Consider the following 18,179-nt stretch of genomic DNA (forward strand, 5'->3'; position numbering starts at 1 on the left):
ATCAATCCTATTCGCATTGTAGACTGGCCTATGTAACTCTAATGGTTTTAATGTTTGTGAAAACTCATGTAATTCGGCTAAATTTTCTCCTAATTTATAGATAATCTGATCAATGTTTTCTTAATCCATTCCGTGTATGCTGTAATCCTGAAAGCCGCCTGATATTGGCTTGTGGATACGTAACAAGTAACTTCTGTTGTCGGGCTTATTTGTTATTTTAAAGTAATGTTTTCATTATGCCTAATGAATTCAATAATTGGCTCAATCAAAGAATAGTGTAATTATACTCTCTCTGCTTCACTAATCATAATATTCTTCTCCTTCTTTCATATGCTAAAACAATCACTAACATTGTATCAGTTGTTGATAGAGATTCGTTGGGAAATAATATATATATTTGAACTATCCTGACCATTCGTTCAATAAAATGAGCAGGCTGCCGCGGCTCCTGCTCATTTTTCAACTATTGTTCTTTCCGAATAAAAACGAGAGACAGCAATGACTATTCATTCAAATACGTCATTACCCTGTTCTGGATCAACTTGCTTACTTCCTCCGCCGACTTCTGTCCGCTCATGTAGGTTCGTAATTCTTCCATGGCAAACGATTTAATTTTTATATCTCCCGCTGTATTTACCCCCGCTTCCTCCAGGAACCTTTTCAGTAGATTGATACGCTCATCCAACAATTTCTCGTCTGATCCATCGGGGAGCTCGATTTTACCATCCTGGATTTGTTGTTTCACTGTATTGAGCTCCTTTTCAGTCACTGCTTTATTAAGAGGGAATCCACTCATTTCAGGGGATGACTGCATTTCCTCCGACAATAAAAATTTCATGAACTCCCAAGCTTCTTGCTGAACCTTCGACTTGCTGTTAATCCCGAATGTTGAATATGAATCGAACGAACCTCCTCGAAATGTGCCGCTTTCGGTCGGTTTCCGCAACAGCTGCGTATTAGGCTTAAGAAGTTTGGGTAAAGATTCTTTCGGACTATTAAGATTAAGGTCGGTGAATAGCCCTTTATCAAGATCTGCAAGCTCTCCGTTACTAAGAATTCCCTCATCGTACATGGATTTGACTTGTTTCATTTTATCTATGAACATCTTAGAATCAAACTTCGCTTTGTGCTCTACCGGTTGAACCAGCTCTGAGTAGTTTTCTTCAAAAAAATCGTTCAGCAATTGCGTCGGAAATGCACTGATCATCCCGAAATAATCTGAATCGGCTTTCTCATTCACCTTCAATGTAAAGTTCTTGAAATCATCCCATGTCCAGGACGTATCATTAATGGATACGTTCGCTTTCTCTAGCAGATCGGATTTTCCTTGCATGGCGGAGGTTGAGAAAGAGACCGGCATCGCATAAAGTCCATCACCGGTTTGTGAAGCTTCCATTATATTTTTATAGTACTGATTTTTATCGAACGCCGAATCTTTTGACATTAGCCCATATAAATCGACCAACATGTTTTTCTGAACGAACTTATCGACAGGTAGGTATCCCATCGCGATGATGTCTGAAGCATTCCCTGCAAGAGCCTCAGTGGTAACCGTTTGAACGTATTTGTTCAAATCAATGACCCCACCCCCTGACGGCAAGCTAAGGTTTTCTTTGAAATCAATGTTAATATTCGGATGTGTCTCCTCGAACTTAAGTGCTGCCGTTTCCAGGAATCGATCCTTTGTCGTTACGGAAATCGTAACTGTTTTCTTCTCACCCGAGACATCCTTACTCGACTCAGAACTGCCGCTTGCACATGCTGACAACAATAAACATGTACCTAACAAAATAATTACTAATCTCTTCATATCGATCATCCCTTTCAATTCAATCGTATACGATTACCATCCTGTAATGGATCGCTCGATTCTACAATGATGTCTTCATCAGGTGATAGTCCGTCAAGAATAATTATTTCATCCTCATTCTCCTTTCCTGTCTGCACATATACCTTTTGCGCTGTATACGTATTGCCGAGCGGACTTCGGTTTGCGTGAACGATAAATAGATAGCTCCCCTGTCCGTCCTTTTTAAGCAATTCTTTGCGAATGACAAGACCTTGCTCCTTCGCTTGTTTCATAACATTCACGCTTGCCTGCTCGCCTCCCTGCAGCTCCCCTCCTGATACATCTACCTTGATGGACGCTTGCGTCAAGGTTCCGTTACCAACTGTTTCACCTCCCGGGCTACTTTTTTTATCGCCACTGTTTCCCGGCGGACCTGATTGGATGTCGGCAATCGAGCCTTCCAAGCGCTGAGTTTTGTTTCCCTTAATTTCAATGTCAACTTTATCCCCTATTAGCAATAGAGCGGCTGCAGCTGCATTCGTCTCGAACGTGATTTGAAATCCTTCCTTACTATTGACAAGGCTCAGAAGCAGCTGTCCTGGTGAAGCCCTCTCGCCCTTCTCAACCTTAATATCTTCCACTTTTCCGTCAAATGGAGCAGTGATTGTCCGGTTGCGAGCGATATCCCTTTTCATGCTTTCAATTTTACGCTGTGCCATCTCCCGATCCACTTGATCGATTTCCAAGTCTCGTTTAGCTTTATGTATCTCCTCCTCGTTCCCACTCCACTGTGCCGAAACAAATCGCTCTTTCAACAAATCACGGTTCAAGTTCTGTTTCTTCAATTGATCTTCCGCATCGAGCAGCAGTTGCTCCGCCTCCGTACTGTCGAATGTAATAAGCACCTGTCCTTTTTTTACAGTGTCATTGTCGTGGACATGCAGGGCGGCGACCCTCCCACCGCTGTCGCTGCTCAATTCCTTCATCCTCCGTGGAACAATTACCCCGTTGCCTTCAATGCTATTAGATAATGCTTTCTTAACTGCTCTATCTGTCGTTACTTTCGGCAGCGCCACCGTTTGGAGCGTATTGCTGAGCAGCGTCAGCAGCAACAGCACACTCATAAAAACCCCAAAAATGACTGCAATTACCCGATTTCGCTTGGCAGCATTTTTTTCGTTATGAACCTGCATCTCGTTCCCCCTTACCCTTTAATTCCCGACAACTGAATGCCTTCAATGAAGTAACGCTCTGCGTATAAAAACAGCAGCAGCATCGGCATCATGTACACAACTGAAGCAGCGAAGGCTACACCACGTGCATCTGCACTAATCTTCGACAAGTATACCGATAACGGCTGCTTGAGCCCATCTTGCAAAAAAATTAGCGGTTGTTCGACCATATTCCAATTATCAACAAACAAAAGAATAACGAGTGCTGCAAACGCTGGCTTTACCATCGGCATGATAATAGATAAAAAAATCCGAGCCTGACTGGCTCCATCAATTTTAGCCGCTTCGATATACGAATAAGGAATATTGAGCATGAATTGGCGGAGCAAAAATACGCCAAACGCTGCAAAAATCCCCGGCAAAATGATAGCCGCATTGCTGTTCATGAGTCCGAGTTTATCAATCACGATATAGTTTGGTACCAATGTCACTTGGAACGGCATCAGCATCGTAAGCAAATAAACAAGAAACAGCTTGTCCCGACCTCTAAACTGCAGCTTGGCGAACGCATAAGCCGCTAACGAGGCAACAATCGCTTGACCTGCTATTATCGGTACGACAAGAAGGACGGAATTCCAGAACATGTGTAGAAATGTAGGTGTATGGATTAATACTTTTCCATATTGCTCTAGTGATACCCAATCTGGAATCAGCTTAACGTTGGCGAACTGATCGGCAATATTGGCAGTCTTTCCAAGCGAGTCATAGTTCAACCTGATTTCCTGTTCCGTCATTAATGAATTGGTTACAGTCAACACGATTGGTGTAAGCAGTATAAGCGCAAAGGCGACTAGAAAAAACGTCTTCAGTTGCTTGATAAGCATTGGTGCAATTTTCATAAATTCCTCCTTTCGCTACCCATCCATGAAATTTCGAAATCTGCGTTCCATGGCAAAAAGTACAGTTACGAGGAACAATATACTGCCAGCCGTTACAACGGCAGCGGCGGTCAGCTTCTGCATGTCCAATGATAAGAACATATTGTTCATGTAGTGCTGCAGCATATAGAGACTGTCATGCGGATAATTCCCGGCAATCAGGTAAGTCTCCCGGAACACCTTAAAGGAATTCACAATGGACATCAGAACAACAAAGATAGTCGTTGGTAGCAGGTAAACTAACGTAATATTCGTGAACTTGCGGATGGGCCCCGCGCCTTCCACGTCAGCCGTTTCGTAATAATCGTTTGGTATATTTTGCAAACCGGCTAAAAATAAGATGATATTATACCCAATGTTCTTCCAAATGTAGACTACGATGATCACACCACGGGCCCACTCCGACTTCATCCAGTCAATGCGATCAATCCCGAAGCTATTCAAGATGGCGTTGAGAGTTCCATTCCAATCAAACAGCACTTGCCACACGAGAATAATGGAGGCTACTGGAACGACAAGAGGCATGACATATGCCGTACGCAGCCAATTGCGAATGTACACGTTATGATTCAACAGTATCGCGATAACGAGAGAAATGATAAGAATTAGCGGTACGCTTATACCGGTGAACAAAAGCGTATTGTTGACCGCTTTGTTAAATGATGCACTAGCGAACAATTGTTGATAGTTCGCAAAACCAGCAAAGGAACCGTCTGTATTAGCGTCCTGGAACGAGTACATGACGCCCATTCCAAAAGGAATCAAGTAAAAGATCGAAAAACCAATCAAGCTTGGTGCCAAGAAATATAAGGCGGTCGCCGTATCCTTGCTAAGCCACTGTCGAAGTCTCATGCGAACCCCCCCTTCTTTTTTTCACAGATGATGTTTCTTTCTCCGGGTGGTGTTATTGTTATTAGCATAAGGGATCAACATGGAGTTCATATGGAGTATATGTGGGGGTTATGTGGAGTTCATTTCAACATAAAAAAAAGAGAAGCCCTAAAGTCAGGAATCTTCTCTTTGAAACTTCATTTGAAACAAAACGCCTTTTTTCGTATTTGTAATGGAATATTCAATATGGTGTAAATCCAAGATCTGCTTCACGATATATAAACCAAGTCCGCTTCCGCCGGTATTGCGGTTTCTGGATTTCTCAATTCGATGGAATGGTTCAAAGATTTCGCTTAGCTGATTATCAGGAATCGATGCGCCTGTATTCAGTACTTGAAAAACAACATGATCCCTAACACTCTCCAAACGTATGGCCACTCGCTCCCCGGATGTTGAATATTGAATAGCATTCTGAATGACGTTCGTTATTGCTTTTTCAATAAGATTGCGGTCTGCTCGAACCCATAAGGAATCCACGATATTCGTTTCAACCACCATAGACTTGGCATTGCTCGCATATTCAAGACGACGCATACTATTCTGTACGAGGTTCGATATATTTACTAACTCCAATTGAGGTTCGAATCCAGCGGATTCCAGCTTGAAAATGTTCAGCAGCTCATGAACGAGCTTCTCCATATCTTTCATAATGACATACGAACGCTGCAAATACTTGTCTCGATCCTTGTAAGCACCAATGTTATGAATCATCCCCTCAATTTGTCCCGAAACAGCAGTAATCGGTGTTTTCAACTCGTGGGACACAGTGGCGATGAATGCACTGCGTTTGCCTTCTAATTCTCGCACCTTGTCAATTTCGATGGACAATTGTTGATTCGCTTGCCGAAGATCTGTCATCGATTCCTGCAAATTGCACGACAGCCGGTTCAAGCTGCGGGACAGCTCGCCAATCTCATCATCGGAATCAATCGTACTGGTGCGGGTAAAGTCAAGATTGGCCATCCGTTCGGCCACTCGATTCACGTTAAGCAATGGTCGGGAAATCAATCGGGAATATATCGCAGCTCCCATTATCGAGATCAACAGTATGAGCACCAATACATAAGGCGCGAACTGAAGCATCGCTTGGGAAGCCTCATTTATGGGCTGAAGCGTAGCAAGCATGAGCAGCGTATATGTCCCCTCTTGTAGGGAAATTTGTCTTTCTGAGCTATAAACTTCCGCGGTCTGCTTTATTTTATCGATATTTATTGCGAATTTTAGATCCTCATCCCCAGTTACAATAGAAGAGAAAGGGACTACATCAAATTTTAGATCCTCATCCCCAGTTACAATAGAAGATAGAGGGACTACATCAATGATTGAAGGGAGATAAACGATACGTTTGCTTTCATTCACCACGGCTAATGAAACATTCTGCTGCAGCGTAAAATTGTCCAGATCCTTTTTTGCCTCAAGTAAGCTCATCTGCTCCGTTTCCGAAATCAATTGATCCAGAGCCTTATTGAGCGTGTTCACTTTATACTGATGATAGAAAGTAGGAAGAAAGTAGTAGAAAATGACGAAAATGAGAAACGTGCTTGCAATCAACAACGCATTTGTAATAATAAATATCTTATAGGTAATTCCTTTGCGTCTTATTCTACTCATCAAATTTATATCCTATTCCTTTTACTGTTTTAATGTATGGAACCCCTATTTTTTTGCGCAAGTTTTTGATATGCGTATCGACGATCCGATCGTCCCCTAAGTATTCGAGTCCCCAAGCCTGATCCAGTAAAGCTTCCCGTGTAACAACACGGCCGTTGTTTTCCAAAAGAAAGCGAAGAATTTCAAATTCTTTGGTAGTCAAATCAATCTTCTCGTTGCAGACTAAAACAGTATACCCATTTTTGTCTAACGCTATTTCTTTAAATCGAAGAACATCAGATTTGTTTACATTCACTCTCCTTAATGAAGCTTCCACTCGTTTAATAAGTATATTATATGAGAATGGCTTCGTAATGTAGTCATCTATCCCAAGATCAAAACCTTTAATTTCATCATTCTCATCAGCAAGAGCCGTCAACATTATTATTGGTACGGAAGGAGATAGGTTCCGTATCATTTTGCAAGCCTGATACCCGTTCAACTTAGGAAGCATGACATCCAAAATGACAAGATCATATTCAAAATCTTGAAATAAACGAATCCCCACCAGTCCATCGTCCGCTACATCCACTCGGTAATTATTAGCGCTCAAAAACTCCTTGATCAGTTCCTGTATATCGAAATCATCTTCAATAACTAGTATTTTCTTCATGTTTGAGCTACACCTCGACATTCATTTCCATTCGTGCTCACTATTATATATCTATCTTTAGTCCTTCTTCAACTTATTGCAAAAGAGGATTTCCCTATGATAAACTTACCTGTTTTGGGCAAAAAAAAGGAGACACAAAAAGAAACACGTATCCCGTGTGTTATTTTGGTCTCTTATATCAAGCCCTATTTTTATTTGCTAAGGTTTAGCAGCTCCTTTTAAATAGAGTCATTGAAGCCATCGCCGCTCGTTTCATGGGCATGTCCTGCGGGCCTACCTGCCTTGCGCCTTTTCGTCCCTTAATGTCATACAAGTGCTTGAGGCATGAGCGATGAGTTTACCGTTCTCGTCAGTAATATTGCATTGGATGAACCCGATGGTTTGTCCTCGCTTATACAGCGTAGCTTGGGCCTTAATTTTGGCGTTCCACACAGGTCTAAAAAAGTTTACTTTCATCTCGATCGTGGTGAAGGTTTCGTCTTTTTGCAAGGTAGAGCCGTAGGCAATGCCCATGGCCATGTCGGCAAGAATGCCGATGATGCCGCCGTTGCATGTGCCTTGCGGATTCGCATGTTGTTCCGAAGCCTGCATTTCATACGTGGCCTCGCCCTCTTCTACGCTAATTAGCTTCAGTCCCATAAGGCGCTCAACGGGAGACTGCTCCAATTCTCCGTTCAGCACTTTCCGATAATGCTCAAGAATGGTCATTTTGCATATTCACCTGCTTCTTTCCTCTGTCTCTGAATCAAATTATTCATCACCAGCGCGATGATCACGATGAGGATCCCTGCCAACTGCAACCTTCCGACTTCAACGCCCTGGAGGGCACTGATCGCGACTGTCGTAACAGGGACGATATTCATAAAAAGCATGCCGTTCTCCGGCTTCAAAATTTTATTGCCGACGTTCCACGTGAACACGGCAAGTACACCTGCGATCAAGATCATATACAGCAGTTCCGACCCTGCGCTTCCGATCCTCTCCGCGCTTGGCATCGTCAAGGCTCCGAAAACCGTTGCCGACAGCACGATTAAAATATTCATCAAGGATCCGAAGCACGTTGTCAAAGCGGTGTAACGAAGCGGCGACCAGCCAGCAAATTGACTGCCACCCATCGTATAGACGACCCAGCATAGAGCACCGAGCATAATCAGCAGACTGGCGCCAATATGCTCTTTGGTTTGAACGATCAGGGAGGGATCTCCATTTGTTATGACTAGCAGTGCGCCTGAAAGCGCAATGAAAATTGAAATAAAAGTAGACAGCTTGGGTTTACTTTTATTCATAGCCCAATTTACGCACGTCGTCATTAGTGGCATTAACGCCATGATAACGGAGGCAATGATTGCGCCTGACGGTCCGCTGAGCTGTTGTCCGACAAAGGTAAGAAAACCGAAGCCCGAAAACCCTGCAGCGCCAAAAAACAATAATTTCCAGGATTTCCCCTCCAATCGGAGAACGTTCTTCCCTTCGAAAACGATCAGCATTCCCAGAAGAATGAGGCCCGCACATATGTAGCGAATCGTAGTGAAATAGAACGGATCGAGAACCTTCAAAGCAACTTGCATGACGGGAAACATGCCTCCCCACGCCAGCACAGGAATCAAACAATAGGTGATACCCGTTAGTAAAGTGTTTCTGTTCATACTCAAAACCTTCTTTCTTGTGCTGCGCGGATTTTCCGGCGGACTTGATCAGAACCTCCTTTTTTTCCATCATAAACGAATGTGAATAGAACAGATCGAGTGGACTAGAACAGAAGGCGGAAGTTTCCTGTATAATAGAGACACATGGGCAAGTGCGTATTTACGGGTTAATGATACTGGGGGCAAAACATATGAAAAAAACAGTTCTTTCAAGCGGATGTGCAGGCAAACTGTTTGAACAAATCTATGACTATATTCTGGATCGGATCCGTCGAGGAGAATGGAAGCCGCGGGAGAAGCTTCCCTCCATCCGCTCGCTGGCGATGGAATTCAATGTGCATCGACTGACAGTCTTTAAAGCTTATCAGCTACTGAAGGAGAATCGGATCGTCGAAGCGAAGGACAAATCCGGCTATTATGTGAGACCGGACAGCAGTCTTCCTGTAGATTCGCTGAATAATCCGATCATTTCCGCTTACGTACATGAAAGCCATCTTTCTGAAATCCATCAGGTGCAAGCCGAATATGTACTGTCGAGATCGCTGCTCGACCCGAACCTGCTCCCCAATCTTTATTTTTCGGAATATGTGAAGCAAGTGTTCGATTTGTATCCCAAAATGCTCGGCACCTACTTTACCGCGCAAGGAGACCAGGAGCTGCGGGATGCGTTGTGCCATTACTTTACCGATTGCCATAGGTTTCACTTGTCTGCAGACGAATTGTTGATCACTTGCGGATCGCAGGAGGCCATGGATTTGGTTGCCAGAGCGCTGATCAAGCCGAGAGATGCCGTTATGTTGGAGCGTCCTACCTACAGCACGGCGATTGATATTTTCAGAAGACAAGGCGCAGCTATCGTTCCGGTCGAGATCCACCCGTACGGCTACGATCTGGAGCAAGTAGAGAAGCTGATGCAAGCCTACAAGCCGCGGCTGTTTTATCTGAATCCCACCTTTCAAAGTCCAACAGGCTATATCGTACCCGCCGAACAAAGGAAAAGGCTCGTTGAGCTTGCCGAGCGGTATCAATGTCTGCTATTAGAGGATGATCCTTACCGCGACATTTATTTTGGCGAAGAGCCGCCAATGCCTCTTTTTGCTTACGATACGGCAGGATGGGTCATTTATCTTCGCAGCTTCAGCAAATATATCGCTCCCGGCCTCGGCATCGCCATCGCTGCGTGCCGCCCTTCTATCATGAACTACCTGATAAAAGCCAAATTGTTGTCGGACAGTGGGACGCCTTTGGTGAATCAGAAAATTTTTCTGCATTATTTTTTCTCTGAGCGGCTGCAGCAGCATATGGAGAAGCTTCGCATTGCGCTTGCGGTCCGCAAGGATATCGTAGAACAGGAATTGTCCGCTACCGACTGGCAGTGGAACTCCCCTGCAGGCGGATTCAACTTATGGGTGAAGCTTCCGGAAACGGTGGAGATTGAACGTTTACTCAGTACATGCATCAAGCAATCAATCACCTTTGTGCCCGGAGCGATTTGCGATCCGCTCAAGGAGTACAAATCATGGATACGCCTCAGCTATTCCTATCTGAATGAGCAGCTATTGAGAGAAGGCATCCAGAGGCTTGTGGAATTGGCAGACGGGGACAGCGGTTCATCTAAGAAACAATAATAAGACGAAAAAAAGCGCCGCGGCGCATAACAGCCAACCTTTTACCCGATTCAAGGCTACGACCAACATGCACAGAAGGCTACCGAAGTAATCGGCGGCCTGATTGTCAGTTATTCAACTATCGTTTCCCGTTGACTTAATCATTACCGAATTCGGGACCTTTCCGATTAGACTCGGGCCGATGACGTGTTCAGTGCACGGCGCCGCGGACGAGAGCCCTTAGAGCCTCCTCGTCATTATGTTCGCCTTTGGGAAAAACGATGGCCCGCACTCAGGGTTCTTTGAGAATCTAAATATTAAAAAATAGTTGGTACCAAGCCCCCATCCATTCGAATTGGGGATCCTTTAAATGCAGATGCATAAGGGCTACATATAAATGCAGCCAGTCTGCCTATTTCGCTCGGTTTGATAAATCGTTGGATTTCAGACTGAGGCAAGTTCGTTTCCATAAAGTTCCTCTCTTTTTCTGAAAACGTCATATCTTCGTTAGAATAGATCCCCTCAATAATTTGCAGCACATTTTCAGAAAGCGTGGGGCCTGGCATGATTGTATTGACTGTAACTTCGGTTCCTTTTGTTAATTTGGATAAGCTTTTGGATAAGGATAATAGCATGGATTTGGTTATGCAGTACTGTGGCATTAGTCCCGAGGGCATAACTGCTTCTTCACTCGAGATAAAGATAATCCGGCCATAGTCATTCTTCAGCATTTTGGGTAGATAAAATTTGCACAATCCATTTGCAGCAAGCACATTGGTACGGAAATAGGTTTCCCATACTTCGTCGCTAACATCGTCATATTGCATAATCTCATACTTGCCCATATTGTTAACCAGAATATCGACATCAGGAAATTTTACAAACAACGCTTCTCTTTGTTGAATATCCACAAGATCAGCAGCCGCATTCTGAGGGGAGGTAGCCGGGAAATCGGATTTGATTTGGTTTACAGTTCGTTCGACTTCTTCGTAGTTCCGGCCATTGATAAGTACGTTGACACCTTCTCTAGCAAGTTCAATTGCAATCGCCTTGCCTATGCCTTTCGTAGATCCTGTAACTAACGCTGTTTTATTCTTTAACCCCATATCCATCGGACATTTCCCCTCTTATCAAAATATTCCCATTCCTTTGTGCTCCGGGTAGTGATTATATTACCTTGTCTGTTCGGTTCAGTAACTAGTACACTGCGCCAAAATTCTTGTATAACACGCCAAACAAAAAAACAAGTAACATACTAGCTCACTATGGAATGGGCTGGGTGGGTAAGGGGATCTATTAATTAATCGTAGGGATGCTTAACCGCCCTTCTGAAAGCGAGGTTGTATCTAAATATTGATTACGCCAATTGGTAGGAGTCTCGCCTTCCCAAATGCGAAAAGCGCGGTAAAACGAGTTCTGATCTTCATACCCAATCAAGAAAGCCACTTCCTTAATATCAAGCGAGGAGTCCGCCAAGTACGCTCGTGCCTGCTCATGTCTGGCTTGTGTCAACAAGTTCTTGAAGCTGGTGTTCTCGTCAGTAAGCCTACGCTGCAAGGTACGATCGCTCATCCCCAACTCTTTCGCGACAGAATGAATGTCGGGGCGTCCACTTGTGAGGCTGCGTTTCATGATCCATTTCACCATCTCTTTAATGGAGCGATTCCGCTGATGTCCATCCAACGATTGGTCTAGAGCAGGGGTCAAGATCTCCAGCAGCTCTTCGTTGTATGAGGCAAAAGAGCGGTCCAGATCTCTTCGATGCAGTGTCAACCGGTTATTTGGGGCTTCAAGCTGGATTGGGCAGCCGAAGTATGCTTCAAGGACCTGCACATCACCTATAGGGTGCATAAATTCGACCGATTGTGCCGTCACACGTTGACCTGTGCCCCGGCGCCCCAGTTCCATAAGAAAAGCCAGCGTAATGCCAGCCAGTATTGGCGGACCGGGCTGCTCGGCGTGCAGCCATTCCATTTCAATGGTACATTGTTCTCCCTCTTCGTTGATGCTTAAGCTTTCGGGGGGACACAGAATTTTGTATCGAGCCATTCTGTGTAGAGCATCGCGATAATCACGAGCATGGTAAGTTGCTAAGACAGGTGGTGGGTACTTCGCTGTTTCGAATATACTCACAAGCTGGATGATGCCTTTGGCAGTATCACCAATAAGATCGGCATAAGCCTGCCAAATCGCGAAATATTGCGCGGTAGTGACTACCGGTTCATTGACAATGGTAAGCGGAAGTCTTGCTCTACGTGCTACGTCGTGGGCCGCAATCCCTAATTGACGTAAGCCTGCCCAAAATCCTAGGGGCATCTTAATAAGGTCAGTGGCATGAGATTTCATAACATTTGTTCCTCCTTAAGCGTTGAACCTTTCGGCAAACTCCACCCTGATTTATCTTTTACCAAAAGCACCACGTCATCTTTTATAATCACGATTCCAGCCGCAAGATTATGGGCCAATATTCTTCCAACCCCATATATGGTGATAAAAGTGTATATCAGTTGAATTATTACATAAAATTAGGGAGGATTAGGTGACGATTCTAAGAATATTTCAACTAAACTGACCGTTCGTATTAATAAAATGAGCAGGCTGCCACGGCTCCTGCTCATTTTAAACTATCGTTTTCCGTTAGTTCAACCCCGAGTTTCACTTTCACTTAGATAGCTAGTTAATCCAAAAATCGGCTTAAACGCGTTCCGTGACTTTTTCATTTTTTTCAAGCCTTCTTTGGAGTCCCAAATTAACACTGTCTTTCCTAACCAAATTCTTAAATAGATGGAGTGAAATATAACTGGCTTAATAATTCCCTTTTGCTCAATTTCTGACCCATCAGCAAGTTCTGTTTCCGTTCGAACTATCCAGGTATTACCTAAGCCTACCTCAATATATTTCAAGCAAAGTCTACCTCCCATTAGGAGCCCTATAAATGATCATTCATATGGACTGAGAAATAAGTATCAGCTCTCAGCAGGGGAGCGTTTCTTGCGAAGCTGGCGCAGCGCTTGCTTGGCATTGTAGGCAACGAGTTCGTCTTTGTGGTCGAGCAGTTGTACGATCCGTTCTTCTGTTTCGGGGACTCCAAACTGCGCCAGACTATAGAGCATGTTGATGAGCGAAAAAGGGCTCGCCTCTGTACGGCTTGCGTTAACTGCGATGTCCACAAGATTTTCATCACGGCCGATCAGCCATAACGCAAGTGCAATGTCAACCTTCATCCCCCCTTCGGCTCCAGGAAGTAGCTCGTACAAAACGTCTCTCGCCTTATGCGATCGCAAATAGCCAAGCGCCATGACCGGCCAGTTGTCACGCAGGCTTACGATGCGGAGAAGCTCTTCTTCCGCTGCCCGACGTTCTTCCGCTGTCATGCGGTCGAACAATTCGAGCGGCGGCCCGTCTTTTCGCTTCTCCCAGGTCGGGGCATCCAAAAAATAAGTGACAAACTTCTGATATACTTTCATCTCTATCCTCCGTGCTGCGGATTTCTCGTCCTCAAATTAGCGTGATAAACCTCGTACGAAAAATGAAGAAAGGTCTCCAGTGAGGCTCAACTAATAAATGCTATGTACATTTAATATAATCAACAAATGTTTCCAAAGGCTTTATGTTTGATGGGCTAATTTCCTTTGGCAAATTATCAATATCAAACCATTTAAGTTCTAAAGTTTCGTCGGTTTCTGATAATAACTTCCCTGAAAAATCATTACACACATAAACGATTCCGATTAAGTATACTTCATCGCCGTTGGGGTATGTATACATCCTATCATCGCCTGAAAAAATCCCTAAGAGCTCGAGTTTATTGGCAACTAAGCCTGTTTCCTCAAATAGCTCACGTTTTGCGGCTTCTTCGACTTCTTCACCCATTTCAACAACACCACCATGCAATGCCCAACACAAATTATCTTTTCGCTTCTGCAAAAGCACTTTCCCATCTTTATAAACGAAGACACCCGCACCCACAGCAATTAACCTGTCATGACCAATTTTTTTTCGTATGTTTTGTATGTATCCCATCGCTATTCCACCTTTCGACATTTAGTCAGCAACCTTGAATCCGAGCATAGCCGTTAGCTTAATTAACTATTATTTAATCTTATCTAAATGAATGCCTAAGTAGCTAAAAAGTGTTGGATTCTCATCAATATCAAACCAAAAATAATCATAAATCCAACCATTATCTTCATCGTTACTTTGGACTATATGGGTGAATTGGTCTGGGCATGTAGCATTCATTTGATAGTAATAACGCTTAACGTTGCTCTTAAGCTTCTCTGAGTAGTAGGAGTATTCGCCAAGTAAAATAATATTTGATACATTGCTGATACCTGTCTCTTCCTTAACTTCTCTCTGAATAGCTCTAAGCAAATCCTCATTTTCCTCAACTGTTCCCCCAGGTACTTGAAGTCCTAGATGTTCAAACCCTTTTTCCTTAAACACTAACAACTGTTGTTTTTTATTATTCAATCGGGTTATATAGGCTGTAACCTTATATACAGTTTTAATCTCCATGTTCACAACCTCCACCTATTCACAACTAAACCAATAATATCATTAACTCAACTTTCGCACTTCATTAAACTCGTTCAGCCCAGAGCAGATTAAAAAAAGTAACTGGATAATTACTGCAATAAGAAAAATACCGCTCATTGTGGACCATTTCACAATCTGCTTCTCACTTGGTTAAAAGCACACACGGCCAATCGACAGCCTCTTATAGGACGACTAAAGGGATTTCTTGCATTTAGTTTCTCTGTCTTTCAGGAATCAAGAGGCACTACATGCATTTTCTCCCTTTAGTTTGCAGCAAAATCACGAATCCCGTTCAAATCGGCTAAACTAAATGCAGGTTTTGCATTTAGATCGTGAATCGTCTGCTTATCCCTAGCAACTAACTACATAAAATGCAGTTGCTACCCCATACTACTGCACGGCATCATCAGGGGGGATAGTGATTTGGCTGCCCTCCATTTCATCCTCCCTATGCTGACGATTAGGGCTAATGAACTTGAGACACGCTATTGAGCGAAAAATCGACTTGCTCCGCGTGTAACGAACCGGAGACACGCTATTGCTGGAAAAAAGGCGGGGAAGGGGCCAATTTTCGGTGAATAACGATCAGTAGATTCGTTACAGCTCACAAGGTCCCATTTTGAGCTGGATAAGGATTGTCAGGTTCGTTAGCGGCCCTTGCTGCCCCCTTAGCTTAATAAAACGAACAGGCGCCGCGGCTTGTAACAGCCAACGTTCTTGCCTATTACGAAAAACTGCGGTTAACGCCCTTTTAAAAAAACTCCTGCGACTTTCCCCAAAAAAACGTTGTCGTCACTTATGGTACGGTTCAGTTTAGCGGGTCTATCGGCGAAAAATCCGCCGCGGCACATAATTGCCAACCTTCTTAGCTCAGTTTCGTTACTCCCCTGGATGCCAATCAGAGGACAAGACTGCGCGGTGTGAATTCTTTGAGTCCCTTGCGCAGAATATAGCGATGATCGCACCATTGTAACGGGGGTGTCCATTCGTAGGCATACAGGTAACCTCCTCGACCGGATTGCCTCTATGTTCTCATGTGAACGCGCAATTGAAGACGGATTGGATGCCATCTTAATTATCTAGTAGACGTCCATTATCATTCCATTGACCGTACATTTTGTTTTCTCTCGTGTTTGCTATGAATTTGTCTAATCTGCTCTCGAATAATTCCGGTTGATTTTTTATGCTTTGTATCGTATCGATCCGAACTCTTTTATAAAGATTCGGAAATGCCTTGAAATTCTCATATACTTGCTTTTCCTCTTTCAGCCTTTGCTGTATAACCGAATCGATTCGAAAAGAATCGTAATTCATATCAGGAAGTACCTTTCTTCCTTCGTCTGTCATCAACCCCAACTTTTCGAGGCGGCGGACACGTTCTTTATTCAATTCTGTCCATGAGCTTTTTTTGCTTCGAGGGGACAGTCTCTGAGCAAGCTCCGTTTCAGATATTTTCTTCTTGACTCCATCGATCCATCCAAAGCACAAAGCTTCCTCGACCGCGTCCAAATATAAGAGCGTATCCGATTTGGGCGTCATACTAACCAAGACCCAACAAAATTTTTCAGTCTTACTATTTCCCTGTAGCCAAAACCTCAACTCTTCTCTCGATTTTACCGGAATTAAATTATCCATTTCCATATTTGAAAAAGAATTTCCTTTCTACATCGGTGCATAAAAAAATGGCCTTCAGTTGCAAGACCATTTTTCAGAATGAGCTACTGTTTGTTGGATATTACGTTATCAAGAAACTGATCTGCGTCGCTATTAAATTTCCAGTTTATCCCAAATTTATCAACTAGCATTCCAAAGCACGAAGACCAAGGAGTATTGGATAACGGCATGATGACATGGCCGCCAAGGGACAAATGATTAAAGTATTCTTCCAGTTTTTGCTTATCATCCATGACCAGACTAATCAGAATATTATTCCCTTTCACCAGCTCGCCTGTTACCGCCTTCATTGAAGGTAAAATGTCCGACATCATGATTTTCCCGCCTGCAAATTCTATGGAAGACTCCATGATCATATTTAACTCATTTTCTGGCATTGGGTAGTTTGGATCTTGCGGGATATCCCCAAATTTCACTTTTTTTACTTCAATTGCGCTTAAAGCCTCCGTATAAAATTCAATCACTTGTTCTGCAATTCCATCAAAGTTTAAATATGCAATAGCTGCCATAAAGCATAACCTCCTTCTTGTTATAAATGTAGTATAATTTATAAGAGGTGACAGCTGTATGTCACCGTTTTATACTGAAGTAGAAAAAAGAGGGGAACCGATGGAAAAGGTTGAGAGATTAATCTCTATCATTATGATCTTACTGAAAAAGGATGTCGTTTCCGCCAAAGAATTCGCACAATTATTTAACGTTTCCAAAAGAACGATTCTTCGCGATATGGAAACCCTGAGTTTATCCAACATCCCGATCTATTCTATCATTGGAATTAATGGCGGCTACGGCATTATGGATGAATACAAGGTTGATAAACGTCTTTTAAGCAGCACCGACTTGGAGAATATATTGACTGCGCTCAGTGGATTCGAACAAATTCTAATTAGTGAAGAAGTTGAAATGACGATCAAAAAAATAGAAGCCATGGTTAGCCCATTGTCTTCGAAAGGTTCAATTCAACTGTCTTTTTATGGTTGGGAGGGTCGGTCTGAGACTCGTCAAATCTTGAAGACATGTCAGGAAGCCATATTAAAGAGAAGATTAGTTTCATTTGATTATATAGATAAGAATGGCACTGCGACGAAAAGAACTGTCGAGCCCTACCAGCTTCATTTTAGCGAAACGAGTTGGTATTTGAAGGGATTCTGTTTACATCGTCAGAGATATAGAACATTTAAATTATCCAGGATCGATCATCTTATTATGGATGAAAACACATTTAACCCTAGAGATGATTTATTGGAACAAGAACATGAAGCAAGTTATCAACCGCAACTAGTCGCTATTAAGGCGTTGATTTCGCCTAGCATAACAGATCAATTCATTGAAAGGTACGGTAGAAAGAGTATTGAAAACTACAGTTCTGAATATTTCTTAGCCACCATCTATGTTCCTCAAAACAGTATTGGCTTTCAATTTTTAGCGAGCTTCGGGACAAATCTGGAAATAGTAGAGCCGAAAACCTATGTTGAAGAATTTCGAGCTTATTTGAATAAAATGGTGGAGAAGTATACTTCAAAAGGCTCCCATTAGCTTCGGCTTAAGTTGGGGCCAAGTTTGTACAGCAAGGTACGCATGCCGCTAAAACCGCATAGGGAATTCTCGTTGCATGCTCACCTTTCACTACTTCCTCTTTGGCCTTTTTTGCTTCAAATAA

The 18,179-nt window shown here is 43.2% G+C and carries 18 protein-coding genes; 2 read left to right on the forward strand and 16 right to left on the reverse strand.

Annotated features, from left to right (window positions below; all coding sequences use genetic code 11):
- Positions 1–502 precede the first annotated feature (502 nt).
- The 8 genes from ACFQ0N_RS07680 to ACFQ0N_RS07715 all read right to left on the reverse strand — a co-directional run bounded on the left by ACFQ0N_RS07680 (position 503) and on the right by ACFQ0N_RS07715 (position 8,699).
- A complete protein-coding gene (locus ACFQ0N_RS07680) occupies positions 503–1,810 on the reverse strand; it encodes an ABC transporter substrate-binding protein (RefSeq protein WP_379324521.1) in 1,308 nt (435 codons plus the stop codon).
- A 14-nt stretch (positions 1,811–1,824) separates the two neighbouring features.
- Positions 1,825–2,982, reverse strand: coding sequence for an efflux RND transporter periplasmic adaptor subunit (locus ACFQ0N_RS07685; RefSeq protein ID WP_379324523.1), 1,158 nt, complete (start codon positions 2,980–2,982; stop codon positions 1,825–1,827).
- Positions 2,983–2,993: 11 nt separating this feature from the next.
- Positions 2,994–3,860 carry a carbohydrate ABC transporter permease gene (locus ACFQ0N_RS07690; RefSeq protein ID WP_379324525.1) on the reverse strand — a complete coding sequence of 289 codons (867 nt, stop codon included), beginning with the start codon at positions 3,858–3,860 and terminating at the stop codon, positions 2,994–2,996.
- Between the two features lie 15 nt (positions 3,861–3,875).
- Positions 3,876–4,751 (reverse strand): carbohydrate ABC transporter permease, encoded by an 876-nt coding sequence (locus ACFQ0N_RS07695; protein WP_379324527.1) that lies wholly within the window; start codon positions 4,749–4,751, stop codon positions 3,876–3,878.
- Positions 4,752–4,904: 153 nt separating this feature from the next.
- Entirely contained in the window at positions 4,905–6,401 is a 1,497-nt protein-coding gene (locus tag ACFQ0N_RS07700) for a sensor histidine kinase (protein WP_379324529.1), read from the reverse strand.
- The gene (locus ACFQ0N_RS07705; protein ID WP_379324531.1) at positions 6,394–7,053 is read right to left on the reverse strand and encodes a response regulator transcription factor; all 660 of its coding nucleotides are present in this window, start codon (positions 7,051–7,053) and stop codon (positions 6,394–6,396) included. Before ACFQ0N_RS07705 ends, ACFQ0N_RS07700 begins: the two co-directional genes overlap by 8 nt.
- Before the next feature lie 273 nt (positions 7,054–7,326).
- Positions 7,327–7,761, reverse strand: a complete 435-nt coding sequence (locus ACFQ0N_RS07710) for a PaaI family thioesterase (RefSeq protein WP_379324533.1) — start codon at positions 7,759–7,761, stop codon at positions 7,327–7,329.
- The gene (locus tag ACFQ0N_RS07715) at positions 7,758–8,699 is read right to left on the reverse strand and encodes a DMT family transporter (protein WP_379324535.1); all 942 of its coding nucleotides are present in this window, start codon (positions 8,697–8,699) and stop codon (positions 7,758–7,760) included. The genes ACFQ0N_RS07710 and ACFQ0N_RS07715 overlap by 4 nt, the downstream gene beginning before the upstream one ends.
- Before the next feature lie 191 nt (positions 8,700–8,890).
- Between ACFQ0N_RS07715 and ACFQ0N_RS07720 the strand changes: the two genes are divergently transcribed.
- Positions 8,891–10,327, forward strand: a complete 1,437-nt coding sequence (locus ACFQ0N_RS07720; protein ID WP_379324537.1) for an aminotransferase-like domain-containing protein — start codon at positions 8,891–8,893, stop codon at positions 10,325–10,327.
- A gap of 296 nt (positions 10,328–10,623) precedes the next feature.
- On the opposite strand, the gene ACFQ0N_RS07725 is transcribed toward ACFQ0N_RS07720, so the two are convergent.
- From ACFQ0N_RS07725 to ACFQ0N_RS07760, 8 genes are all read right to left on the reverse strand, one after another.
- Positions 10,624–11,418: an SDR family NAD(P)-dependent oxidoreductase gene (locus ACFQ0N_RS07725; RefSeq protein WP_379324540.1), complete on the reverse strand. Its 795-nt coding sequence runs from the start codon at positions 11,416–11,418 to the stop codon at positions 10,624–10,626.
- A 184-nt stretch (positions 11,419–11,602) separates the two neighbouring features.
- Positions 11,603–12,652, reverse strand: a complete 1,050-nt coding sequence (locus tag ACFQ0N_RS07730) for a helix-turn-helix transcriptional regulator (protein WP_379324542.1) — start codon at positions 12,650–12,652, stop codon at positions 11,603–11,605.
- 296 nt (positions 12,653–12,948) lie between these two features.
- Positions 12,949–13,209, reverse strand: a complete 261-nt coding sequence (locus tag ACFQ0N_RS07735) for a DUF3977 family protein (protein WP_379324545.1) — start codon at positions 13,207–13,209, stop codon at positions 12,949–12,951.
- A gap of 63 nt (positions 13,210–13,272) precedes the next feature.
- Positions 13,273–13,773, reverse strand: coding sequence for a HEAT repeat domain-containing protein (locus ACFQ0N_RS07740; protein WP_379324547.1), 501 nt, complete (start codon positions 13,771–13,773; stop codon positions 13,273–13,275).
- A 100-nt stretch (positions 13,774–13,873) separates the two neighbouring features.
- Positions 13,874–14,329 carry an NUDIX hydrolase gene (locus ACFQ0N_RS07745; RefSeq protein ID WP_379324549.1) on the reverse strand — a complete coding sequence of 152 codons (456 nt, stop codon included), beginning with the start codon at positions 14,327–14,329 and terminating at the stop codon, positions 13,874–13,876.
- A 69-nt stretch (positions 14,330–14,398) separates the two neighbouring features.
- On the reverse strand, positions 14,399–14,824 hold the full coding sequence (locus tag ACFQ0N_RS07750) for an NUDIX domain-containing protein (RefSeq protein ID WP_379324551.1): 426 nt from the start codon (positions 14,822–14,824) through the stop codon (positions 14,399–14,401).
- A 1,092-nt stretch (positions 14,825–15,916) separates the two neighbouring features.
- A complete protein-coding gene (locus ACFQ0N_RS07755; protein ID WP_379324553.1) occupies positions 15,917–16,486 on the reverse strand; it encodes a YdeI/OmpD-associated family protein in 570 nt (189 codons plus the stop codon).
- A gap of 77 nt (positions 16,487–16,563) precedes the next feature.
- Positions 16,564–17,028 carry a VOC family protein gene (locus ACFQ0N_RS07760; RefSeq protein ID WP_379324555.1) on the reverse strand — a complete coding sequence of 155 codons (465 nt, stop codon included), beginning with the start codon at positions 17,026–17,028 and terminating at the stop codon, positions 16,564–16,566.
- Positions 17,029–17,128: 100 nt separating this feature from the next.
- Here ACFQ0N_RS07760 and ACFQ0N_RS07765 point away from each other — a divergent pair, with 100 nt between their 5' ends.
- Positions 17,129–18,055 carry a helix-turn-helix transcriptional regulator gene (locus ACFQ0N_RS07765; RefSeq protein ID WP_379324557.1) on the forward strand — a complete coding sequence of 309 codons (927 nt, stop codon included), beginning with the start codon at positions 17,129–17,131 and terminating at the stop codon, positions 18,053–18,055.
- Positions 18,056–18,179: the final 124 nt, after the last annotated feature.

Source organism: Paenibacillus sp. GCM10027626 (assembly GCF_042676285.1).
Lineage (GTDB): Bacteria > Bacillota > Bacilli > Paenibacillales > Paenibacillaceae > Paenibacillus_Z.